Consider the following 24,748-nt stretch of genomic DNA (forward strand, 5'->3'; position numbering starts at 1 on the left):
TTCATTAAAATAAAGCGGAAAATAGAAAGAACCTAGGGAGTTTGTTCCATTCTCCCTAGGTTCTTCTTCATCTGATCAAGACCGAGATAACGGCCTCAGTCTATTAGTTTGGTGCGACGATATTAACGAGTTTACCTGGTACGACAATCACTTTACGGACTGTCTTGCCTTCTAGATGCTCTTTAATGTTATCATTTTCCAGCGCTAGTTTTTCAAGATCATCTTTTGAAATATCTTTAGAGGCAGTCGCTTTCCCTCTGATTTTACCATTAACTTGGAATACAACTTCCACTTCATCTGTAACCAGTTTAGCTTCATCATAAGTCGGCCATGCTTCATACGAAATACTTTCATCTGTTTGACTAATGCGGCTCCAAAGTTCTTCTCCAACATGAGGTGCTACTGGAGCAAGCATTTTAAGGAATCCTTTAATGTACTCAATAGGTAGTCCTTCAGCTTTATAAGCTGCATTTACAAAGACCATCAACTGAGAAATCCCTGTATTGAATTGTAGATTTTCAAAGTCCTGTGTGACCTTTTTGACTGTCTGATGATAGACCACGTCTAGTGACCCATCGTTGATGGTTGTAATGCGGTCTCTTAGTTTGTCTTCTTCATCAACCAGTAATCTCCAAACACGGTCCAAAAACTTACGAGAACCCTCAAGACCATCTGTGCTCCAAGCGATAGCAGCATCTAGTGGACCCATAAACATTTCATAGACGCGCAATGTATCTGCTCCGAATTCTTCTACTACATCGTCAGGATTCACAACGTTCCCTTTTGATTTAGACATTTTCTCGTTGTTTTCTCCAAGAATCATGCCTTGATTGTATAGACGCTCAAAAGGTTCTTTTGTTGGGACAACATCTAGATCATATAGGAATTTGTGCCAGAAACGAGCGTATAGCAAGTGAAGAACGGCATGTTCTGCTCCTCCGATATAAAGATCGACTGGTAACCATTTTTTCAATTTCTCTGGATCAGCCAATTGTTCTGTGTTCTTAGGATCGATAAATCTTAAGAAATACCAAGAACTTCCAGCCCATTGTGGCATTGTATTCGTATCTCGTTTCCCTTTCATACCAGTTTCAGGGTCCACAACGTTTACCCAGTCTTCGATAACCGCTAGAGGTGATTCGCCGGTACCAGAAGGTTGAATCTTATCTGTTTTTGGCAACTCAATTGGAAGTTCTGATTCAGGAACAGTTGTTGTCGTTCCATTTTCCCAATGAATAACAGGTATCGGTTCTCCCCAATATCTTTGACGAGCAAACAACCAGTCGCGTAGGCGATATGTGATCTTTGCCTCGCCAACTTTTTCTTTTTCCAGATATTCAATCATACTTGCGATTGCTTCTTCTTTGTTCATACCATCTAAAAATTCTGAATTGATATGTTTTCCATCTTCTGTGAACGCAACTTCTTCAACATTACCACCTTCAAGAACTGGAATGATTTCTAGATCATATTTCTTAGCAAATTCGAAATCTCTTTCGTCATGAGCAGGAACAGCCATGATTGCGCCCGTACCGTAAGATGCCAGTACATAATCCGCAATCCAGATTGGTAGCTCCTGTCCGTTCACTGGGTTCACAGCATAAGCTCCAGTGAATACGCCAGATTTGTCTTTGTTCAAATCTGTTCTTTCAAGATCCGACTTGACGCTGACATCCTTAATATACGCTTCAACCGCTTCTTTCTGATCTTCTGAAACAATCTGTTGGATCAAGTCCGATTCAGGAGCCAGTACCGCGTATGTTGCACCGAACAACGTGTCTGGACGAGTTGTAAATACAGTGAAATCACGTTCTGAATCTTTCACTTTAAACGTCACATTCGCGCCCTCAGATTTCCCGATCCAGTTGCGTTGCATATCCTTGATGTGTTCAGGCCAGTCAACCTCTTCAAGATCTTCCAAAAGACGATCTGCATACGCCGTAATTTTCAGCATCCACTGTTTCATCGGTTTACGGTAAACAGGATGTCCACCACGCTCAGATTTTCCGTCAATGACTTCTTCATTTGCTAAAACCGTTCCTAAAGCTGGACACCAGTTAACGGCAACTTCCGCTTCATAAGCCAGGCCTTTTTCGTACAATTTAATAAAGATCCACTGCGTCCATTTATAATAATCAGGATCCGTCGTATTGATTTCTCGTTCCCAGTCATAACTGAATCCAAGCGCATTGATTTGACGTTTAAATGTCTGTATATTTTTCTCGGTGAATTCCGCTGGATCATTTCCTGTATCAAGCGCGTACTGCTCAGCAGGTAGTCCAAAAGCATCCCATCCCATCGGGTGAAGGACATTGTATCCTTGAGCGCGTTTCATACGAGAGATAATGTCTGTAGCTGTATATCCTTCAGGATGTCCTACATGAAGACCTTGACCAGATGGATAGGGAAACATATCTAGCGCATAAAAGTTTTCCTTGTCCTCATCTTCTGTTACTTTGAATGACTGATGATCTTGCCAATACTTCTGCCACTTTGGTTCGATTGATTTATGATTGAATGACATATGATTGCTCCTCTTTTTATCTATTATAAAATCTATAAAAAAAGCCCTATAAACTATACAACTGCATAGTCTATAGGGCGAATATTTTCGCGGTACCACCTAATGTTCGCTACAATTAATCGTAGCCTCAAATCTTTAACGCAGATTTACGGTTCGACTTAAGAGAATCAACTTGATTCCGTTCACTCGAACAACTTCCAGGCGAGTTCAGTTTACCTTCTTGCACATTTCCACCAACCATGTGCTCTCTATAAAAAAGGACGACTTACTATTCCTGTTCAAAGTAGTTATTAGTCTATATCTTAACAAAACAGTTGTCTTGCCGCAATAGCTATTTACTTAAAAACAAAAAGCAGTAGCCGGTCACGCCTGACTACTACTTTTTAGTTTAAACTGTTAAATTTTGATTCACAAAAATTCTATCCGTTTCTAAAGCATTCTTTTCTTTTAATTGTTGAACAGTCGTGTTGAATTTAAGGGCGATTCCAGAAAGAGTATCTCCGCTTTCAACTACGTAACCACCTTTTGTTACAGGTACTTTTTGTTCCTCTGCTTTTACTGCTGCTTGAACAGATAAGCGTTGGTTCACGAAAATCGTATCATTCTCTAACTTGTTCCACTCTTTGATCTGTGTAACGGAAGTATTGAACTGAAGAGCGATTTTGTATAGTGAATCTCCAGATTGAACAACATACTGGTTAGAAACCACTTGAATTGGTTGAGTTACAGGTTTTGATACTACAGGAGCCGATACTGTCTGCGTTCTACCTGCAGCTATAGCAAGTACTTGACCAACAAAGATATTATCAGATTCTAGTTTATTCGCTGATTTAATCTGTGCTACAGTCGTGCCATATTTAGCAGCTAGAGCGGACAGTGTGTCTCCAGCAGAAACAACGATACTGCTAGTCTGCTCATTAACCGGCTGAGTCACAACAGGTGCTGGTGTGACTGGTTTAGGAGTTGTTTTAGCGCCAGCTACATTTAGTGTCTGACCGACAAAGATCATGCTAGAAGACAAGCTATTGTCTTGCATCAACTGATTCACAGATGTATTGAATTGACGTGCGATTCCACTTAATGTATCTCCACCAACCACACTATATTGCCCTAATACAGGCTTAGGTGCTACAGGAGCAATCACGACTGGTGTAGGCGTAACTGAAGTGTTAGATCCATTGACTGTTAACTTTTGATTCACGTAAATTGCATCCGTATTTAAATTATTCGCTGATTTGATTGCAGAAACCGAAGTATTGAACTTTCTGGCGATTGCTGACAATGTATCTCCTGCAACAACTGTATAACTTGATTGAATCGTTTCAGTAGGAGCAGATACACTCGGACTATTTGTTACTGGAGTGCTTGATGCTTTACCAGAAACCGTTAACTTTTGATTCACAAAGATTTGATCGGTTTTAAGATTATTAAGAGATTTGATAGCATTTACTGTTGTATTGAATCTTCTTGCAATAGACGTCAACGTATCTCCACCTACTACAGTATAGCTTGAAGTCGTTGTTCCTTGCGAACTTCCGTTACTCAGGACTGGAGTAGTTGAACTACCAGTATTTTGACCGTTTAAAGTCAATTTCTGATTCACAAAGATTGCATCGCTTTTCAGATTATTTGCTGATTTGATAGCAGATACTGATGTACCAAAACGTCTTGCGATCGAAGTCAGCGTGTCTCCTCTAACCACTGTGTAATTAGATATAGTGGGTGTCGTAGGTACAACTGGATTAGAAACTGAACCTGTTGAAGTTCCAGACAAGACTAATTTCTGGTTCACAAAAATCAAATCGCTTTTCAGGTTGTTTAATGATTTGATAGATGACACGCTTGTATTGAATCTTCTAGCGATAGAAGTCAATGTGTCTCCGCCAACCACTGTATAACTTGACGAACTTGTTTGTTGATTACTTCCAGGGTTTGGTGCTGGTGTTGTTGATCCACTTTGTGCTGCTCCAGAAAGTGTCAACTTCTGGTTTACAAAGATCAAATCACTCTTCAAGTTGTTTAAAGATTTGATAGACGAAACAGATGTATTGTGTCTTCTAGCGATAGAAGTCAATGTGTCTCCACTCACCACTGTATAGCTTGATGAACCTGTTTGTTGGCTATTTCCAGGGTTTGGTGCTGGTGTTGTTGATCCGCTATTTGAAGTTGACCCAGATAAAGTCAGTTTCTGGTTCACAAAGATCAAATCACTCTTCAAGTTGTTTAAAGATTTAATAGATGAAACAGATGTACTGTATCTTCTAGCGATAGAAGTCAATGTGTCTCCACTCACCACTGTATAGCTTGATGAACCTGTTTGTTGACTGTTACCAGGGTTTGGTGCCGGCGTTGTTGATCCACTATTTGAAGATCCACCAGATGCAGCTCCGGAAACAGATAATTTCTGGTTCACAAAAATCAAGTNACTGTTACCAGGGTTTGGTGCCGGCGTTGTTGATCCACTATTTGAAGATCCACCAGATGCAGCTCCGGAAACAGATAATTTCTGGTTCACAAAAATCAAGTCACTCTTTAAATTGTTCGCTGATTTAATCGCAGCTACAGTTGTATTATATTTTCTAGCAATAGACGTTAAGGTTTCTCCCCTAACCACTGTATGTTGACCGCTAGTATTGTTACCAGATGTCGGTGGTGTGGTTGGTTGAACTGGTTTTACAGTACTTGAACCGCCGTTCCCTGTCTCTACTGTACCTGTCCAATTTCCATCGAAACGAGTCAAATCGTACAAGCTGATAATATTGTTCAATTTGCTGGCATAGCTTGGATCTGTCGCGTAACGCCCTTGTAACCAAGCAGAAGCATCTTTATACGAGTTAGTTTTTTCAATCCAAGCACCAGAATAGAATTCGTTATTCCATCTTGTACCATTTCTAATTAATCTAGCGTTGTCTTCCAAAGATTCTGCATAGCTAGGATATTTTTTGAAATTATCTGTTATCGTAATCCAACCTGTACTTGAATAGTACTCTTTTGTACGCATCGCAACAGATTGTCCATTATAAGAACCTTTGATTCCGAATAAGTTATGATTTGGTGGAGAAGATAGAGTACTTTTACCATAACCAGACTCTAAACTTGCTTGAGCAATCATGATTGAAGCGTAGATGCCATTTTCTTTAGCGATTTTTTGAGCGTAACCAGAAATCTGATTAATAAACTCAGAAGTCGTCTTAGCTTGACTCAAATTACCAGTACTAGTTGTTGAGCCATTTGAAGGTGAAGAAGTCGCCGAGCCAACTCCTGCTTGATTAATTGCAAGTTTCTGTCCCACTTTAATATTATTTGGGTTAGAAATCTTATTTAATGCGACAATGTTATTGACTGTTGTATTATAAGATTTAGCGATTTTATTTAATGTGTCCCCAGATTTCACAGTGTGAACGATTGCTTTAGCTTCGGGTTTATTCACTGTTGGTGTTGGTTTCACTTCTGGTTTTGGCTCAGGCTTCGTTTCTGCAACAGGTTTTGTTACCGGAGCTGGAGTCGGTTTTGTTTCAGCTGGTTTAGGAGCTGGCTTTTCTTCAACTGGTTTTACTGTTTCTTCAGGTACAACTATTTCGATTTCTTCTGTTTCTTCAACCGATTCTTCGACTTCAGTAACAGGTGTTTCAAACTCTTGAGATTCTTCTACATCTTCTTCTACCGTTTCAATTAATGCTTCTGTTTCAACTGAAACCTCTTCAGATTCTTTTTCAGATGATTGATTAACAGCAACTTCCACTGCTTTATTCTCAGTTGGAACTACAACTTTTTCTTCAGCGACCTCAGACTTTTCTACTGATTTTGTCACTGTTTGAGGTTTAACAGTCGTTTCAGAACTTGTATTTTCTACAACTTCTTCTACCATGACATCTTCAGTTTCTTCTTCAATATTTTCATTCATTTCAGGTTCTGTAACTTCTACACTTTCGACGACTGTTTCTTCTACTATGTTTTCTGTTGTTTCAACAGATTCTTCTTCAGTAGTTTCAGTCAATTCTTCTTGAACAATGAGTTCGGCACTTTCAGATTGTTCTAATTGATAAGTAAGTAATGCTTCAAATGCAGTATTTAAGTCGTCAGTAGATAGTTGTTCAACATTTAATTGAGCCAATAAACTTTCTCCGCCAGCCAATTCAATCATTCTAACTAGTTGAGACTTAACGAAAGAGAGTTCTTCAAGTTCATCACTGGTAGGCACTTCTTCAGTTAATTCAACTTCCTCTGTTTCTGGAGCTAAAGTTTGCTGCTCTTTGACAGTTGCTTGTAATTCATTATACTGGTCATATAGTGCTTGAATTTCTTCTTTATTTAGATCCATTTCTTCTGCATGGACAGCTTCACCAAATGCAGAGATGGCTACAACTCCAGCTAGAATGCTTGAAGACATGGTCAATTTCAATGAGCGCTTCTTTGCGTTATTTTTGTATGATTCTAACATATCTTTCTGGTTTATCATTTATTCAATACCCCTCTCAAAAAAACAAGTCCAATATCGTTCCTTTGTCCTCATATTATACAGTTAGTATCGGATGAAAGGAACCAAAAAATAAGCTTTTTTACAAATGTCATATGACTGTAACAGTAGGGAACCGAACAGATTCTAAACGCGTACAGTTGATTCATTTAAGCTAATACATCATTGTAAGTCTACTACTTTAAAGGTTAATCCTGTTCTGTTTATACAAAAGATAAGGGAACACTTTATGAACAAGAATGTGATTCAAGAAAGGTCGGATACTATGCTACTTTCGCCACTTAGATTTTGCCATCAACTCCTATCAGATTCCATATCATATGGAGATACGGTAATTGACGCAACCGTTGGTAATGGTCATGATACAATTAAACTTGCTCAACTTGTCGGAAATACTGGGAAGGTTTATGGATTTGATATACAAAATTCTGCGATTGAAGAAACAAAGAAAAAAGTTCTTTTAACTGGACTGACGAATCAAGTTGAATTGATACACGACGGCCATGAACAAATAAAGCAATATATAGGTTCGGATGCCATTCAGGCAGTGGTCTTTAATCTTGGCTACTTACCAAAGAGCGATAAAACCATTATTACGCTTCCCGATACCACATTATCTGCAATAGAACAAAGCTTAGATAGTCTAGTTCCTGGCGGACTAGTCGTGATCATGGTTTACTACGGACATGACGGTGGACAAGAAGAGAAAAACGCTGTTGAGTCTTATCTGAAGACACTGCCTCAAGAAGACTACTCAGTGCTTAAGTACGGGTTTATGAATCAAAAAAATACACCTCCCTTTCTCCTAGCTATTGAGAAAAAAAGGTAAGTAAAAAGCCACATCCTTGTAATTTGGGATGTGGCTTTCGTTTATTTTGTTTTAATATAGGTTTGTCCAAGTCTTGCTGGTGCTTCCGATTTTCCAATTACGCCGACAAGTACAATGATTGTCAATAAATATGGCATAACTAGTAACCAAATTGTTGGTATATTTTGAATAATCGGTATATACGTACCGATACGCGCTAGGCTTTGTGCAAACCCAAAGAATATCGCAGCACCCATAACACCTAATGGATTCCATTTACCAAAGATCATTGCGGCCATAGCGATAAATCCTTGACCAGCGATGGTTAAAATACCAAACTCATTAGAGATCGCTTGAGCTTGAATTGCGCCACCCATTCCTCCAAGTAATCCTGAAATCAAAACACCAGAGTATTTCATAAGATAGACTTTAATTCCTAATGTCTCAGCAGCATGAGGATGTTCCCCAACTGAACGAAGTCTTAGTCCAAATCTTGTCTTAAATAGAATAAACCAAGAAAGGATTGCGACCACAATACCAAAATACGCTGGCCCCGAAGTATTTTCAAAGAAAATTGGTCCAATAATTGGAATTCGATCAAGTAAGAAAATACTCGTTCTACCAAATGACTCCGGTAATGGACCTGTTTGAGCAGCTCCAAAAATCGCTCTTGTCAAAAAGACTCCTAAAGCCGGCGCAGCTAAGTTAATCACTGTACCCGAAATAATATGATCTGCTCTAAGATTAATCGTCGCTACTGCATGAATGATAGAAAACAACACCCCGATAAGCCCTCCTGCGAGTAGGCCCATCCATGGAGTCCAACCTCCAAAAGTTGCAGCAAATTGAATATTGAACACTGCGGACATGAAAGCACCCATAACCATGATACCTTCAAGACCGATATTTACGACACCACTTCGCTCAGAAAACGTTCCACCTAGAGCTGTGAGTATCAGTGGAGCTGCATAGATTAACGAACTTGAAACAATCAGTTGAATGATACTTAATGCGTTCATACGTCTCCTCCTTGCGAAGTTGAGCTAGCAGTTTGTTTTTTTGCTGCTCTTTTATCTATAAAATAACGAATAATATAATTAGCGCCTACAAAGAAAATAATAGCAGCTATGACAATATTGGCCATTTCATCTGGCACACCAGCCTGATTCGGCATGAATCCAGCTCCGATGTTTAAAACACCGAATAAAATAGAAGAGAAGAAAATACCAAAAGGATTGCCTAGTCCAAGTAAAGCAACTGCGATACCGTTGAATCCAATATCCGGTAACCCTCCTTGAGTAAAGATGTTTCCAAATGTTCCGAGTCCGTGAACAGCCCCACCTAAACCAGCTAAAGCACCACTTAAAAACATAGATAATATAATATTTTTTTCAGCGCTCATTCCAGCATATTTTGAAGCAGAAGCATTTAATCCAACTGCACGAATTTCAAAACCTGCTGTTGTTTTTGTCATAAATACCCAGTAAAGAATGACAACGATTATAGCAATAAAGAATCCGACATTTAGTCTTGAGTTTTGTGTTAAAGTAGACAACCACTGAAAGCCCATATTGGCGTTCTCACCAACTCTTGCTGTTGTATTTCCAGCTTCAGATAGAACGTTTCTAATCAAAAAGTTAGTCACTTGTAGAGCTGTATAATTCAACATAATACTAACGATAACTTCACTGGTTCCAAAATAAGCACGTAAAAATCCAGCAATTGATGCCCAAATTGCACCAACAAGTAATCCTACACCTAAACTAAGCGTTAATAAAAGAATCCTAGGTAAATCAGGAAACGCCAATGCAACCCAAACTGCACTTACCCAACCCGCTAAAGCTTGTCCAGCTATTCCGATATTGAAGAAACCAGCTTGGAAAGCTAAAGCAAAACCTAATCCTGTAAAGGTTAGTGCAGTTGCTTGTCTAAGTGCTTCTCCAATAAAATAAGGACTTTGGAAGACGCTGACAATCATTGCTCTATAAGCTTCAACTGGATTATATCCAAATGCCAGCATAAGGACGGCTCCAAATAAAAATCCGAACAAGATAGACATTACAGGAACTAATAAACTATTTAATAAACCTTTACTTTGTCGAATCAACTACACCCTTCTCCTTTCCTTTTTGTTCGGCTTGGTCTTGTGCATCACTTAATGAAACTCCGGCCATAAGTAATCCTAGTTCTGATTCTGTTGTATCTTTGGCATTAACAATTGCAATAATTTTTCCATCGTACATAACGGCGATTCGGTCTGAAACATTCATGACTTCATCCAGTTCATAACTCATTAAGAGAACGGCTTTCCCGTTATCTCTAAGCTCAACTAGTCGCTTATGAATATACTCGATGGCTCCAACATCTAATCCACGAGTTGGTTGTGCTGCAATCAATAATGCAGGATCTCTATCTACTTCTCTAGCAATGATGGCTTTTTGTTGATTCCCACCAGATAAAGAAGCAGCTGAATGTTCTTCACTAGGTGTACGTACATCAAATTCTGCAATCAATCTTTTCGCATGTATTTTAACTTCCTTATAGTTCAAGAATCCATGTTTACTGAATGGTTTTTTATAGTATGTTTGAAGTGCAATATTCTCTTCCAAAGTCATCGGTAAAATCAACCCAAATTTCTGACGATCTTCTGGTATATGACCTAGTCCAGCTTCAGTGATTTTTCTTGGTTTCAGGTTCGTTACGTTTTTGCCATCTAACTCAATACTTCCATTACTTGATTTAGTCAGACCAGACAAAGCCTGGATCAATTCTGATTGTCCGTTTCCATCTACCCCTGCAATTCCAAGAATTTCTCCAGCCTGTACTTCGAAGCTAATATTCTTTACTGCGTCAAATCCTCGTGTTTCTTTCACAGTTAAGTCTTTAACTTTCAAAACGGCTCCTGATGGATTAGCAGGCTTTTTATCCACTTTAAAGGATACAGAACGTCCTACCATCATGTCAGCAAGTTCTTGTTGAGAGGTTACAGCTACATCAACCGTATCAATACTTTTTCCTCTTCGGATAACGGTACATCTATTGGATACTTGTTTAATTTCATCAAGCTTGTGCGTGATTAAAATGATTGATTTACCTTCATTTACCAATTTCTTCATAATGCCCATTAATTCTTGAATCTCTTGAGGTGTCAAAACTCCTGTTGGTTCATCGAAGATAAGAATATCTGCTCCACGGTAAAGTGTTTTCAAAATCTCTACACGTTGTTGCATCCCTACAGAAATATTCTCCACACGAGCAGAAGGATCTACTCTCAGACCATATTGATCTGATAAAGCTTGGATATCTTTTTCTGCCTTTTTTCGATCAATATATCCAAATTTCGTTTTTTCTCTTCCTAGCATAATGTTTTCAGCTACAGTAAATTTATCCACCAACATAAAATGTTGATGCACCATACCAATACCCAATTCATTTGCTACATCTGGTGATGATATGTTCACAGACTTACCGTTTACTTTAACTTCTCCGGAAGTCGGCTCTAACAAACCAGATAAGATATTCATCAAAGTAGATTTCCCTGCACCATTTTCACCTAAAAGTGCATGAATCTCACCTTTTCTCAAATCTAAATGAATATTATCATTTGCTCTAAATGTTCCAAATTCTTTTGTGATCCCACTCATTTCAATAACATGTTGTAATTCAGACAAAAGATGGCCTCCTCATTCAAATTATTTAAATTGATTCTGATGTTTTCTCATTATCTTACATCGTGAACTTGTATTCAAGCTTCTTTGAAGTATTTCATTCGAAAAAAATTTTTGCTTCAAGATATTGTGCTAAAAAATTCATATTATCCATCTACTAATTATATTTAGTTTTTCGCTCTAAAAAAGCGCCGGTCACACGACCAGCGCTCTTTTATTCAATTTCAAATCGTCTTTAACAGAGTGAACGAATCTTACTCTCCTGGAGTTTCTGGAACTTCAATGTCTCCACTAATGATAGATTCCATAGCTTCTTGAACGGCAGTCCAAGCTTCTTCAGACATATTACCTTCAGTGACACCAACACCATCTTCAGCTAAACCATAAATTAAGTTTTCTCCACCTTGGAAGCCTTCATCTCTTGCTTCGTTTGAAGCCAATTGAATTGCCGCTCCTACGCCTTTAAGAGAAGAAGTTAAGGTTAAGTTTCCACCTGAGTATTCACCTAATTCTTCTTGATCACGGTCTACTCCGATAACCCATAATTGTTCTTCAGAACCTGATTCCATTAAGTCAGCCGCTTCTGTGAACACGCCGTTACCTACAGCTCCAGATGCATGATAAATGATATCCGCTCCTGCAGAGTACATACCAGCAGCAATTTGTTGTCCGATCGCTGCATCAGAGAAAGATTCAGCATAACGTACTTCTACTTCGATTGCAGGATCTACTGATTTAACACCTTCAACAAATCCAGCTTCGAACTTATCAATAACCGGTCCAGCAATCCCACCAATGAATCCAACTTTATTTGTTTCAGTCGTGTGTGCAGCTGCAACACCTACTAGATAAGCTGCTTCATTATCACGGAAGTTCAATGAAATAACATTATCCGCTTCAACCACTGAATCAATGATCCCAAAGTGTTGGTTAGGATTGCTACTTGCAACATCTTCAACCGCTTCAGCTAATTGGAAGCCAACTCCGTAAATGATATCAAATTCTGCTTGAATTGCTTGATTCAAGTTCGGTACGAAATCTTGTGCATCATTTGATTGGAAGTAATCTACTGCATCAGCTCCATAACCATTTTCATCTGCCCAAGCTTGCATACCTTCCCAAGCTGATTGGTTAAATGAACGGTCATCTACGCCACCTTCATCTGTTACCATACCAAGCTTGAATTCAGCCGTTTCTTCGGTATCTGGAGTAGTAGTATCGTCAGCAGGTGTTGATGAGCCTGTATCACTTGCGTCTTGTCCCTGGCAAGCTGCTAATAGCATAGCAGATGCTCCAATTGCAAAAAGATTTCTTAATTTAGTAGTCATTACGAAATTCCTCCAATTAAAGTTGTATGTAGAGCTGCTCCTGAATCAGTATCTAACAAAGGTCTGTTTAATCCACTTAATTCATTCCACAATTCTTTGTTTCTTATCTCGAATTAATAGTAACATCTTTGTAAAGAAAAATAAAGCCCAAATACGATTAATTAACAGGAAACCGATTCAGAACGTTCACATGAAACCGCTCTATACCCGTACGTTCGGAAAATGATACCGGATTTTTTCATATTCTATAGCTTTTTGCTCAAAAAAAGAATGTAGAGATTATGTCGTATTCTCTACATTCTTTACATAAAATTCATTTTTACTCTAAACTATTTTCCGCAGAATCCATTTCAGGTTGGACGAGTACTTCTCTAGGTTTTGACCCTTCCGATTGTCCCACGACACCTCTATCTTCCATTTCATCGACGATTCGTGCTGCTCTGTTATACCCAATTCTAAATCTTCTTTGTAGTAGCGAAATACTTGCTGTCTGCATATCCACAACTAATGCCACTGCTTCTTCATATAGTTCGTCTTCGGCTTCTCCCTGGCTGACAACTGGTTCATCTTTTGGAATCATTTCTTCTACATAGTTCGCTTCTTGTTGTTCTTTAACGAAATGAACGATGGCTTCTACTTCTTCATCAGAGATAAAAGCACCCTGTACTCGGTTCGGTTTATTCTCACCCATTGGCTGGAATAACATATCTCCTCTACCTAATAGTTTCTCCGCACCATTCCCGTCTAGAATTGTTCTAGAGTCTGTTCCACTTGAAACAGCAAAGGCAATTCTGGAAGGTACATTTGCTTTTATGATTCCTGTAATAACATCTACTGAAGGTCTTTGAGTGGCAAGAATCATATGAATTCCCGCAGCTCTTGCCATTTGAGCTAGTCTTGTAATGGAATCTTCCACATCATTAGAAGCAACCATCATCAAATCAGCAAGCTCATCTACAATAACGACAATATACGGCAGTGGCAGTAGAGCTTCTTCTCTTTCTTCATTCTTTTTCTTAACAAACTGATTGTAACCAGCCATATTTCTTGTTCCACTAGCAGCAAAGAGCTCATAACGTCTTTCCATTTCCTGAACCACTTTATGCAATGCTTGTGAAGCTTTTTTAGGATTCGTTACAACCGGAGTCAATAAATGTGGAATGCCGTTATAGACGTTCAATTCAACCATTTTTGGATCAATCATCATCAATTTGACTTCATTCGGTTTTGCTTTCAATAGTAAACTGATGATAATCCCATTGATTGCAACTGACTTACCAGATCCGGTCGCTCCAGCTACTAACAAATGAGGCATTTTGGCAAGATCTGCCATTGCGACATTTCCAGCAATATCTCTACCTAATGGCACTTCAAGCAGCTGATCTTTGTTATTGATCTGACCTTCAATCACATCTCTAAATGAAACCATACTCACTTCTGAGTTTGGAACTTCAATTCCAATAAGTGCTTTACCTGGAATTGGCGCTTCCATACGAATGTCTTTAGCTGCAAGCGCAAGTGCAATATCATCCGTCAATCCAACTACTTTACTCACTTTAACACCAGTAGCTGGCTGAATTTCGTATTTTGTTACAGCTGGACCAAGATTGGCTTTCGTAACTTTGGCTTTCACACCAAAACTTTCAAAAGTTTCTTCCAATTTTTTTACGTTTTCTTGAATAATCGAATACTCATCCGACTGATCCACAGGTTCTCTGACATTCAATAATGAAATCGGAGGTAGTTTGTATTGTTCATTCTCTTCTTCCCCGATTTCAAAATCAACTGTTGCTGTTTCTGAACTTACAGCTTCTTCTTTAGGTTCTTCCACTTTAGTATTCTGCTGGAATCCTTCAATTTTCAGAGCCATCTGACCAGCTAAAACGTCTTGTGATTCAGTTTCATCTATTAATGGGGCACTAGTATCTTCTTGATCTTCTACTTGCAGACCGTTAACTTCTGGCACTTCGGTTACTGGTTTTTCAGTCCTCGTTCTTTTAGGTTTTTGAGATTTTTTTGACTTCTTCTTTTTATTTTTTCTATTAGTATGACTTTCTTTGATACGACCAGCTAACTTTCCAGTAGATTCTAAAAGTCTAGCTCCTACAGATCGCAAACGCTCAAGTAGATTTTTATACGACAACTGGAACATCGTCATAATCCCTATGAAAATAAACATCGCCATCATTAGATAAGTGCCCACTGAAGAAAACAGGAAGTAACTCGTTGCATAAAGAACAGCACCAATCATACCACCACCGATACTTTGTCCTATCGTCACACTAGTAAACTGCGGAACGAACATTCGCCAAGTTGCACTGATAATATTGACATCAGCATTCATAATTGGAGAAAATAATTGTGCGTGCTGCCATACAACGAGTGCACAAAACAGTAAGAATCCTCCGAGCCATCTTTGGCTCTTCAAGCTTGGTTTCTTTCCTTTAATTAAAAGATAAATCCCAATCAAAATGAATACAAAAGATACAACTATGTAGGTCTCTCCTACAAAAATACGCAAAACATTGGCAAAGAAACGACCTACAAATCCGAATTGCCCTATTGCTAAAAAGTTTATAATCAATATGATAATGCCTACAAGTTCTGAAGAAACTTTGGATTGTTTCTTTTTAGGTCTTCCCCTTTTACGTGCCTGTGCCATAAAATTACTCCTCTAATTCTATTCTTTTCCTATTAATTATATCATGAAAACAAGGGGTACGGAAGTTCGTTCTTTTTAAAGAAATTAATCATCCTCTATATCGACGTAACTTTTGACGTCTGATCTTATTTACCTGTAAACTCAGGATAATAAAACTTTTAGGAGGAATAAATATGGGATCAATATTTGATGATTTTTTTAAAAAGGGACAGGAAAATACAGAAGTTGGAACAGTTGAGTATATAAATGAACGGCAGACTGGTGTAGATAAAGACAAGATCTCTCTTAAAGTATTCGGACGCGTTCAAGGTGTAGGATTTCGGTTTACAACTAAACAAGCAGCTGACGAGATTGGCGTCACTGGTATCGTGAGAAATGAACCCGATGGATCTGTTTATTCGGAGGCGATTGGTACCTCTGAGCAAATAGACAAATTTATCGATGCAGTGAGCAAGGGACCTAGTCCTTCTGCAAAAGTTGACAAAGTTGTGGTTAAATTTGATCAAAACATTGAAGAAAAATCAAATTTTTCACAGTCTAATTGAAATCTCTTACTTTATAAGGTATAGTGAGAATTGGCGTTTTAATACTACTAACTCACTTAAGGGATTGAATTATTTTGAAAAATAGAGCAAAAAAATGGATACTTTCTCTCGGAATGCTATCCTTAGTCGTCTTCATGTCAGGATGTATCCGAATTGATCAGTCAACCGGAGAACCCGCAGGAGCTATATCGCAATTCTTGTTTGACTATCTGGTACTCCCTACTCAGCAATTCATTGAATTACTCTATAATCTTTTAGGTAGTTATGGTCTAGCCATTATTGCCATTACGATTATCGTTCGTATTCTGATTTTGCCATTAAGTATCAAGCAACAACGTACGACACTGGAACAACAAGTTAAAATGTCTGTTGTAAAACCAGCAGCCGATGAAATTCAAGCTGAAATGAAAGAATCAACGGATCCTAAACAAAAACAAGAACTTCAAGCAGAACTAATGGAACTTTATCGTGAAAATAACGTGAATATGCTCGGTGGCGTTGCCGGATGTTTACCACTACTCATTCAAATGCCTGTCTTTACTGCCATGTTCCAAGCGATTCGTATGTCAGAATCCATTCAGAACGCTACGTTTTTAGGAATTGAATTGGGTACTCAGAGTATTCTGCTTGCTTTGATCACAGGTGCAATCTATTATGCTCAAACAAGAGTTATGTTACTGGGTATGCCTGAAGAACAAAGAAAGCAATCGAACACTATGATGTTAATGAACCCGATTATGCTTCTAGTTATCTCATTTACAAGTCCTGCAGGATTGACACTTTACTGGTTAGTTGGTGGATTCGTTGCAATTGCACAATCTGCAATCACAACTTTTTATTACAAGCCAAAAATTCAAGCAGAATTAAAAGAGAAACACGGTGAAGTACAAGTCGTTGCCCGTAAGCCAAGAGCACGTAAAACGGCCGAAAAAGTAGAACCATCTACTGGTATCACTTCTTCAAACAATGCTTCTAGTCGTAACCGAAAATCATCAAGTCCTTTCGAAAGTAAAAACAGACGCAACGAAGGTAAACAAAAGAAATAGTATAAAAAAAGAGTCACAAGCTAAGGAATTACTCCTCTGCTTGTGGCTCTTTTGTTTTATGATTTAACTCATCATCCGTTATCTTTAATACAGGTAGCATGATTCTGAAAATCGAACCATGATTCAGCACACTTTCGGCCCAAATCCTACCTTTATACCCTTCAATCAGTTGCTTGGCAATAGATAATCCAAGCCCATTTCCACCCTTGTAACGACTACGTGCCTTGTCGATACGGTAGAATCGGTTAAAGATCTTCTCGGTATCTTCTTCTGTCATGCCTTCTCCGTAATCCTGAATGGCAATTTGGATTTCTTTGCTATCAAGTGAAACAGAAATATGCACTTCTTTTTTATCCGTAGAATACTTAACTGCATTATCCAGTAAAATAATCAAAATCTGCTCCAAGTGATTACGGTAGATATTAACATAAACTTCTTTTCGAAGATCGTCATCTAAAATAAATACGAAGTCTGGATGTACGAGTTTGATATTATTAAATGTTGCGTAAATAATCTGACGTACCGGCGTCTGTTCATTTTTGTAATGAATTTCGACTTGTTCAGCTCTAGATAAATCCAACATTTCTTGAACAAGGCTTTTCATTCTGCCAATTTCTTGTAGAGAAGCATCTAAGGATTCTTCTAAAACCGTTGGGTCATCTTTTCCCCATCTATTCAGTAATTTCAAATGCCCTTCTACTACCGCTACCGGTGTTCTTAATTCATGTGATACATCTTCAACAAACTGTTTCTGATGTTCGATGTTTTTCTGCATCCGGTCAAGCATATTGTTATAAGCGTTGGCCAGATCTGTCAGTTCATCACGCCCATCTCCAACATCAATTCTTTCAACGGATTCTGGATCCAATTCGATACTCTTCATAGCATCTGTGATTTTTCTGATTGGTTGCAAGAATTTTCGAGCAATAAAATAACCTATAATAGCACTAAACATCAAAGCAATCACGCCAGTAACCAGTATGGCCATCAAAACACTGTCAGACAGCTGATGATACGAGTAAAGAGAATTAACGACTTGTACATAACCAATATGATCATTATTTAAATAAGAATAAATGGGTTTTCTGGCAGCAAAGGCTTCGCCATAAGGACCATCAATTGTATCAATCCGTAAATCCTTTGTGGGTGCGAAATCAGTTGAAAACGTCGCTGTTTCATAGAGTAATTCTGACTCAGTATTAAAAATCCGAACGTACATCCCGCCTTGACCGATACGTAAAGGAATAGGCGTTTCCTCATCGACATCTTCTGCTTCGGGATCAGGAAGTGTAGGAATAAGCCTAGAGTTACTTAATTCCAGCGTATCTGCAACAGATTCTTCTGTTAAATCGTAGAATTGCTGACCGAATCTATCTGACAGATTCTGAACTGTATCTCTTAAAGCGACTTCTTCGTTCTCTAACATACTTCGCTGAAAACTCACATAAAGAATCGTCGAGAAAATCGTATAAGTCAAAAAAATCGCAATGGCTGCGCCAATCGTCCATTTCCATCTTAAAGAAATTCTCTTTTTCTGATTCATATCATTTTCAGTTGTTACGACCTGTTTCACGTACGCATCACATATCCAGTACCTCTAACAGTCTGAATATAGCTTTCTCTATTTGGAACATCAATTTTGTTTCTCAAGTAACGAATATAAACGTCTACTACGTTTGTCTCAACTTCAGTTTCGTAACCCCATACCTTGTTCAACAAAACTTCTCTTGATAATACGACATTAACGTTTTCCATTAACTCAACAAGCAACTCATATTCACGTTTAGTTAATTCGATAACATCTTCACCGCGACGAACCACTCGGTTTTCTTTTTCAACGGTTAAGTCTTTGTAAGTTACTGTAGTTTGTCTGTTGGCATTTTCTTCTGTCTCAATTTCAATACGTCTTAATAGTGCACGCATTCTAGCAAGCAATTCTTCAATCGCAAAAGGTTTTACAACATAGTCATCTGCTCCATGGTCAAAACCAGATACTCGGTCAATCACTGAGTCTCTAGCAGTCATCATGATAATCGGTACGTTGCTTACTTGACGAATTCGACGTGCTACATCGATACCGTTTAATTCAGGCAACATAAGGTCCAAAAGAATAATATCCCATTCTTCATTTTCATCAATAGCAGCTTCAAGTCCAGCACGTCCGTTGAAACGAACTTCTGTTTCGAATCCCTCGTGATTTAATTCTAACTCCACAAAACGCGCAAGGTTTTTTTCATCTTCTATTATTAAAATTTTACCCATTTTTTCAGCTCCCAGTTCTCTATTTACTTTTTTGGATTTTTATTTATAGTTCAGTTATATTTTAAGAAAAATATATTTTCATTAAGATCATAATCGCTTTATCCTCAAACTAATCCAATTATACACCATCAGTTTAACATAGTTTTTACACAGAAAAAATGTTAGCTTTAAACTTTTTTCTAATTTTTCTTTAACATGCTTACAATTCCACACAGAAATGACAATTAACACACAAAAAAATGCAGATTCCAAAAAAGTGGAATCCACATTTTCCGTTTTTCAATTCAACTTAAACTCGTTTGTTTTTGCTTACCATTGTTCTTGGCCGTTGTCTCCGTACCAGTCAAAGTGGAATGTGCCTTCTTTATCTGTACGTTCATAAGTGTGTGCTCCAAAATAATCACGTTGTGCTTGAATAATATTTGCTGGCAGACGTTCTGAACGATAAGAATCGTAGTAAGAGATAGCTGAAGAGAATGCTGGCACAGGAACGCCCGATTGTACAGCTAATCCAACTAGATCACGAACAGATTGTTGGTAGTTTTTCGTAATGTCTAAGAAATATTCATCAAGAACTAAGTTCTTAAGGTCAGGTGTTCTGTCGTATGCATCTGTAATCTTTTGTAAGAATCCAGCACGAATGATACAACCAGCTCGGAAGATTTTTGCGATTTCACCATATTTAAGGTCCCAATTATATTCATCAGAAGCTGTTCTCATTTGAGCAAATCCTTGAGCATAGCTCATGATTTTACTGAAGTAAAGTGCTTGACGAATTTTTTCAATCAGTTCTTTTTTGTCGCCATTGTATGCTTTGGCAATTGGTTTAGCTAAGACTTTGCTTGCAGCTACACGCTCGTCTTTAAGAGCAGAGATGTATCTAGCAAATACAGACTCAGTAATCAACGGAAGGGGTACACCTAAGTCAAGCGCACTTTGAGAAGTCCATTTACCCGTTCCTTTGTTTCCGGCACGGTCTAAGATGATATCAACCATTGGTTTACCTGTTTCTGGATCTTTTTTAGTCAAAGCATCCGCTGTGATTTCGATCAAGAAACTGTCTAGTTCTCCAGTATTCCATTCTTTGAAAACTTCAGCGATTTCATCATTAGGAAGGCCTGCAACTTCACTTAATAAGTGATATGCTTCAGCAATCAGTTGCATATCTCCATATTCAATTCCGTTATGCACCATTTTCACGTAGTGACCAGCTCCGTTTGGTCCAATGTAAGCTACACATGGTTCGTTATCTGCAGGTGCTTTAGCAGCAATTTTCTCAAGAATTGGAGCGATTAGATCATACGCTTCTTTTTGACCACCTGGCATAATTGCGGGGCCTTTCAATGCGCCTTCTTCTCCACCAGATACTCCAGTACCAATAAAGTTGATGCCTGATTCTGCAAGTTCTTCACTTCTACGGATTGTATCTTTGTAGAACGTGTTTCCGCCATCTACTAAAATATCTCCTATATCTAAAAAAGGTAATAGTTGTTGAATAACAGCATCTGTTCCTTTACCAGCTTGAACCATCAATAAAATCTGACGAGGTGTTTCAAGAGATTGAACAAATTCTTCTAGTTCATAAGTGGCAACTAAGTTCTTACCTGGATTTTCTGCTATGACTGCATCTGTTTTAGCATTTGTACGATTGTAGATTGAAACACTGTATCCTCTACTCTCAATATTCAGTGCTAGGTTTTTCCCCATAACGGCCATACCAACGACGCCGACTTGTTGTTTACTCAATTGCTTCATTCTCCTCTCAGGTTTGATAGTTAGACTGCACGTCTGCTTATCAATACCCACTCTAATCATTAGGTTTTGTATCTGGAAACTCCAGTGTACAAATTAATTATAATCTTTAGCTTAATAGTATCAAACTTTGAACACTTTTAAAACAATCTTCTATACTCTTGAAAAAAAAGCTTATATTGCGTACACTATTAACTGACAAGCAACCATCACTTAGAAAGTTGGTGTAGACTAGTGGTAAAAAAAGACAATAAAAAAAGTAAATCAGGTTTAATCTCTAAAATCATTATTTGGGCAATGGTTATCTTAATGGCTTTTCCGGCAATTGCTGCTATACTCGGCGTTATATTATAGACTAAAGTCATGGTTGTTCTCCATGACTTTTTTATGCTTTCTTTTTCTTTGAAGCGAGTAATAGCAATTCTTTTGCTGTATCCATCGTTAACTTTGTGATCTCACTACCTGCGAGCATTCTTGCTACTTCTGAAATCTTATCTTTATCCGCTAGTTGCTCTACATGCGTACTTGTTCTGTCTTCAAAGATGACTTTACTAATATACAAATGCTGATCTGCCATAGCAGCTACTTGAGGTAAATGTGTGATGCACAATACTTGAGAATGAAAAGCGACTGAATAAATTTTATCTGCAATCGCTTGTGCAACTCTCCCGCTGACACCTGTGTCTACCTCATCAAATATAATACTCGTTATGCCTTGTTCTTTTGAGAATACTGTCTTCATCGCTAACATCATTCGAGATAATTCTCCTCCAGATGCAACTTTGACTAGTGGTTTCAGCGGTTCTCCTGGGTTAGTCGATACATAAAACTCTATCTTATCCAAACCGTTATCATGTGCACTGTTCATGCTAAATGCTTCAATATCTTTCAAGAACTGAACTTCAAAAACCACTTTATCCATAAATAATTCTTTTAATTGTTCATGAATCGCTTTTTCCAGTTTCAAAGCTGTCTGACGTCTTAAGGTAGATAACGATTTCCCTTCTTCTAGAAGTTTACGCTCAAGTTCTACCACTCTTTTATTTAAATGATCCATTTGGCCTTCACGATTTTCGATTTTCTCCAGCTCATCAACTGCATTCTGAAGAAAGGTCTTGATCTCGCTTATCGAAGTTCCATACTTCCTTTTAAGTTGTTGGATCAGATTCAGTCTCTCTTCAATCTCATTTAATCGTTCTTCATCGTATTCAAGACTGTCCATCTCATTATAGATTTCACTTGAAGCTTCTTGAATCTGAAAGAACGCAGAGGATAATGTATCATAAATTTGTTTGAATTTTTCATCCATAGATTCTATTGAAGACATAATATCCATAGCTTGTCCCACTGAATCTAATCCACTTGAGTCTTCATCTCCTTGAAGCGCCTTGTAACTATTTGATAAAGCTTCGACAATAGATTGATGGTTCGAAAGCTTTTGTTCTTCTTCTTTCAAAGACTCTTCTTCATTATCTTCTAACTGAGCATCAGAAATTTCTTCAACCTGAAATTTTAAAATATCTAATCTTTGCGCAAACTCTCTTTCGTTGTATTGCCAATTATTTTGCTCTTTTTTGACTTTTTTATATTCTTTGAATAACATCTGATAACGATTTTTAGATGTTTCCAGCTTGGAATTGCCGTATTGATCCAGTAATTCGATATGACTTTCAGGATCCATTAATTCTTGGTGTTCATTTTGACCATGAATATCAATCATGGCATTACCAATTTCTCTTAAAACAGCAATGGTCACGATACTACCATTGATTCTACAAACATTACGACCTGTAGCATGAATCTCTCTTTGAATCATGACTACTTGATCATCAGAATCAATGGCATGTTTGTCGAGAAGTCTCATGACTTCTTTGTTTTCATTCAACAAGAATTGTCCTTCAAGTAGACATTTTTTTGTTCCATATCGAACAAATTCTGCCGACCCTCTACCTCCAGCAAGTAAACCGACAGCATCGATGATGATTGATTTCCCAGCACCCGTTTCCCCTGTCAGCACAGTCATTCCTTGATTGAAATCTAGTGATAATTCTTGTATAATCGCAAAATTTTGAATATGCAATGCTTGCAGCAAAGCAAACCCTCCCAATCTAATGATAAATAGACAATCCGAACAGACTAAACAAACGAAATCATTCTTCTTTGAAGCGTTTCGGCCTGGTTTTCTGATCGGCAAATAATTAATACAGAATTATCTCCTGATATACACGCAAAAACTTCTTCATAATTAGCCGTTTCAATTAGAGCGCCCAACGCAAAAGCATTACCCGGTAATGTTTTGATTTGAACAAATTCTTTTTGAGTATCAATAGATACAAAAGCATCTTTCATGAGTCTGGATAATTTTTTGGAAATGTTAAAGTTCATTTCAGGTGGTACACTATACTGATAACCTCCAGATTGTGAAGGTACTTTAATCAGTTGCATCTCTTTAATATCTCTAGAGATCGTTGCTTGTGTAACCTCTATGCCACGTTCCTTTAAAATACCAACAAAATTTTCCTGCTTTTGAATCGTTTCTTGTTGTACTAACTGTTTTAGAAGTTGGTGACGTTCTTTCTTTTTCATACTTTATGACACTCCCAGTCTTATCTCCGGCCACAATCTCAACATTTAAACAACTCTACTTAAACGTCCACGCATAATGAAGTTCTCATATAGAGTGGATAACGTTCTGTTAAATTTTATACAGTATATTTATACATTGTTTCTATTTTAGTATACCTCAGAACGCTTCCGGTTCAAAGTAAAATATCGGTAAAGTATGAATAAAATGAAAACGTTTAAACAATTAGGTGGAAATTCTATTGCTTTTACCAAGGTATTCATCAGCTGTCAAAACAGCGTTTATTTCTTCCTCAATAAGCTCATTATCAGATTTTTCATTTTTCAGGTATGCTAAAAATTCAATATTTCCTTTTCCACCCGTAATAGGAGAAACGGTCAATCCTTTTAATGTATATTCATTGTTGTATGCAAATTTCAAAATATTTATAAGCACTCTTCTATGAACTTCTATATCCGTAATAATCCCCTTTTCACCGACTTCTTCCTTCATCGCTTCAAACTGTGGTTTGATCAGTGCTACGACTTCACCATTTGGAGCTAAGATTGTCTTCAATACAGGTAAAATCAGTTCAAGAGAAATAAAAGAAACATCAATTGTAGCAAAGTCAGGTTGGCCGTTTGAAAAATCTTTTACTGTACAATGTCGGAAATTGGTTTGTTCCATAACGACAACATTCGGATCCGTTCTCAGTTTCCAAGCTAATTGATTGGTCCCAACGTCAAGAGCATAGACTAATCGAGCACCATTTTGTAAAGCTGCATCTGTAAAGCCACCTGTTGACGATCCAATGTCTAATACGGTTTTATCTGACAAGTCAATTTCATATAACGTGATGGCTTTTTCTAGTTTCAATCCACCGCGACTAACATATTTAAGCTTATTTCCTTTAATATATACTTCTGTATCCATAGACCATTTTTCACCAGCTGTTAAAATCTGCTTTTCGTCTCGTGTGTATACTTTCCCAGTCATGATAAACCTTTTGGCTTTTTCCAGATCTTCTGCCCAACCTTGACGAATTAACAATTCATCGGCACGTTGCTTCTTCAACTGAGAACCCCCTTTCAGTTTCTACTATAAAACACATTA

The 24,748-nt window shown here is 37.9% G+C and carries 16 protein-coding genes and 1 other annotated feature; of the genes, 3 read left to right on the plus strand and 13 right to left on the minus strand.

Annotated elements, in window-relative coordinates; translation table 11 throughout:
• Positions 1 to 103: 103 nt before the first annotated feature.
• Entirely contained in the window at positions 104 to 2,524 is a 2,421-nt protein-coding gene (leuS, locus tag VXN63_RS04355; protein ID WP_327756753.1) for a leucine--tRNA ligase, read from the minus strand.
• 70 nt (positions 2,525 to 2,594) lie between these two features.
• Positions 2,595 to 2,815, minus strand: a binding site (T-box leader).
• A gap of 97 nt (positions 2,816 to 2,912) precedes the next feature.
• Complete coding sequence (locus VXN63_RS04360) at positions 2,913 to 6,983, minus strand: LysM peptidoglycan-binding domain-containing protein (protein WP_327756754.1); 4,071 nt, start codon at positions 6,981 to 6,983, stop codon at positions 2,913 to 2,915.
• Positions 6,984 to 7,230: 247 nt separating this feature from the next.
• Between VXN63_RS04360 and VXN63_RS04365 the strand changes: the two genes are divergently transcribed.
• Positions 7,231 to 7,830, plus strand: coding sequence for a tRNA (mnm(5)s(2)U34)-methyltransferase (locus tag VXN63_RS04365; RefSeq protein ID WP_327756755.1), 600 nt, complete (start codon positions 7,231 to 7,233; stop codon positions 7,828 to 7,830).
• Positions 7,831 to 7,871: 41 nt separating this feature from the next.
• Here VXN63_RS04365 and VXN63_RS04370 read toward each other — a convergent pair whose 3' ends face one another.
• From VXN63_RS04370 to VXN63_RS04390, 5 genes are all read right to left on the minus strand, one after another.
• On the minus strand, positions 7,872 to 8,828 hold the full coding sequence (locus VXN63_RS04370; RefSeq protein ID WP_327756756.1) for an ABC transporter permease: 957 nt from the start codon (positions 8,826 to 8,828) through the stop codon (positions 7,872 to 7,874).
• The gene (locus VXN63_RS04375; RefSeq protein ID WP_327756757.1) at positions 8,825 to 9,916 is read right to left on the minus strand and encodes an ABC transporter permease; all 1,092 of its coding nucleotides are present in this window, start codon (positions 9,914 to 9,916) and stop codon (positions 8,825 to 8,827) included. The genes VXN63_RS04370 and VXN63_RS04375 overlap by 4 nt, the downstream gene beginning before the upstream one ends.
• Positions 9,900 to 11,453: an ABC transporter ATP-binding protein gene (locus VXN63_RS04380; protein WP_442915296.1), complete on the minus strand. Its 1,554-nt coding sequence runs from the start codon at positions 11,451 to 11,453 to the stop codon at positions 9,900 to 9,902. Before VXN63_RS04380 ends, VXN63_RS04375 begins: the two co-directional genes overlap by 17 nt.
• Before the next feature lie 278 nt (positions 11,454 to 11,731).
• Entirely contained in the window at positions 11,732 to 12,805 is a 1,074-nt protein-coding gene (locus VXN63_RS04385; protein WP_327756759.1) for a BMP family lipoprotein, read from the minus strand.
• 319 nt (positions 12,806 to 13,124) lie between these two features.
• A complete protein-coding gene (locus VXN63_RS04390) occupies positions 13,125 to 15,467 on the minus strand; it encodes an FtsK/SpoIIIE family DNA translocase (protein WP_327756760.1) in 2,343 nt (780 codons plus the stop codon).
• A gap of 242 nt (positions 15,468 to 15,709) precedes the next feature.
• On the opposite strand from VXN63_RS04390, the gene VXN63_RS04395 reads away from it, so the two are divergent.
• Together VXN63_RS04395 and yidC are read left to right on the plus strand one after the other, a co-directional pair.
• Positions 15,710 to 16,012: an acylphosphatase gene (locus VXN63_RS04395; protein ID WP_327756877.1), complete on the plus strand. Its 303-nt coding sequence runs from the start codon at positions 15,710 to 15,712 to the stop codon at positions 16,010 to 16,012.
• A gap of 74 nt (positions 16,013 to 16,086) precedes the next feature.
• Positions 16,087 to 17,058, plus strand: a complete 972-nt coding sequence (gene yidC / locus VXN63_RS04400) for a membrane protein insertase YidC (protein ID WP_327756761.1) — start codon at positions 16,087 to 16,089, stop codon at positions 17,056 to 17,058.
• 28 nt (positions 17,059 to 17,086) lie between these two features.
• On the opposite strand, the gene VXN63_RS04405 is transcribed toward yidC, so the two are convergent.
• The 6 genes from VXN63_RS04405 to VXN63_RS04430 form a co-directional block, all read right to left on the minus strand.
• Positions 17,087 to 18,631: a sensor histidine kinase gene (locus VXN63_RS04405; protein WP_327756762.1), complete on the minus strand. Its 1,545-nt coding sequence runs from the start codon at positions 18,629 to 18,631 to the stop codon at positions 17,087 to 17,089.
• The gene (locus VXN63_RS04410; protein ID WP_225743616.1) at positions 18,628 to 19,320 is read right to left on the minus strand and encodes a response regulator transcription factor; all 693 of its coding nucleotides are present in this window, start codon (positions 19,318 to 19,320) and stop codon (positions 18,628 to 18,630) included. The genes VXN63_RS04405 and VXN63_RS04410 overlap by 4 nt, the downstream gene beginning before the upstream one ends.
• Positions 19,321 to 19,629: 309 nt before the next feature.
• On the minus strand, positions 19,630 to 21,066 hold the full coding sequence (gene gndA / locus VXN63_RS04415) for an NADP-dependent phosphogluconate dehydrogenase (RefSeq protein ID WP_327756763.1): 1,437 nt from the start codon (positions 21,064 to 21,066) through the stop codon (positions 19,630 to 19,632).
• 391 nt (positions 21,067 to 21,457) lie between these two features.
• On the minus strand, positions 21,458 to 23,164 hold the full coding sequence (gene recN, locus VXN63_RS04420; RefSeq protein WP_327756764.1) for a DNA repair protein RecN: 1,707 nt from the start codon (positions 23,162 to 23,164) through the stop codon (positions 21,458 to 21,460).
• Positions 23,165 to 23,208: 44 nt separating this feature from the next.
• A complete protein-coding gene (argR, locus tag VXN63_RS04425; RefSeq protein WP_327756765.1) occupies positions 23,209 to 23,658 on the minus strand; it encodes an arginine repressor in 450 nt (149 codons plus the stop codon).
• A gap of 223 nt (positions 23,659 to 23,881) precedes the next feature.
• Positions 23,882 to 24,709: a TlyA family RNA methyltransferase gene (locus tag VXN63_RS04430; RefSeq protein WP_327756766.1), complete on the minus strand. Its 828-nt coding sequence runs from the start codon at positions 24,707 to 24,709 to the stop codon at positions 23,882 to 23,884.
• Between the last annotated feature and the right edge of the window lie 39 nt (positions 24,710 to 24,748).

Source organism: Marinilactibacillus sp. XAAS-LB27, assembly GCF_036039175.1.
GTDB lineage: Bacteria > Bacillota > Bacilli > Lactobacillales > Carnobacteriaceae_A > Marinilactibacillus.

Coding starts and splice junctions, on each gene's coding strand:
- VXN63_RS04390 (WP_327756760.1), bottom strand. CDS start 15,467: ATGGCACAGGCACGTAAAAGGGGAAGACCTAAAAAGAAACAATCCAAA.
- VXN63_RS04370 (WP_327756756.1), bottom strand. CDS start 8,828: ATGAACGCATTAAGTATCATTCAACTGATTGTTTCAAGTTCGTTAATC.
- argR (WP_327756765.1), bottom strand. CDS start 23,658: ATGAAAAAGAAAGAACGTCACCAACTTCTAAAACAGTTAGTACAACAA.
- VXN63_RS04410 (WP_225743616.1), bottom strand. CDS start 19,320: ATGGGTAAAATTTTAATAATAGAAGATGAAAAAAACCTTGCGCGTTTT.
- leuS (WP_327756753.1), bottom strand. CDS start 2,524: ATGTCATTCAATCATAAATCAATCGAACCAAAGTGGCAGAAGTATTGG.
- VXN63_RS04380 (WP_442915296.1), bottom strand. CDS start 11,453: ATGAGTGGGATCACAAAAGAATTTGGAACATTTAGAGCAAATGATAAT.
- VXN63_RS04365 (WP_327756755.1), top strand. CDS start 7,231: ATGAACAAGAATGTGATTCAAGAAAGGTCGGATACTATGCTACTTTCG.
- VXN63_RS04385 (WP_327756759.1), bottom strand. CDS start 12,805: ATGACTACTAAATTAAGAAATCTTTTTGCAATTGGAGCATCTGCTATG.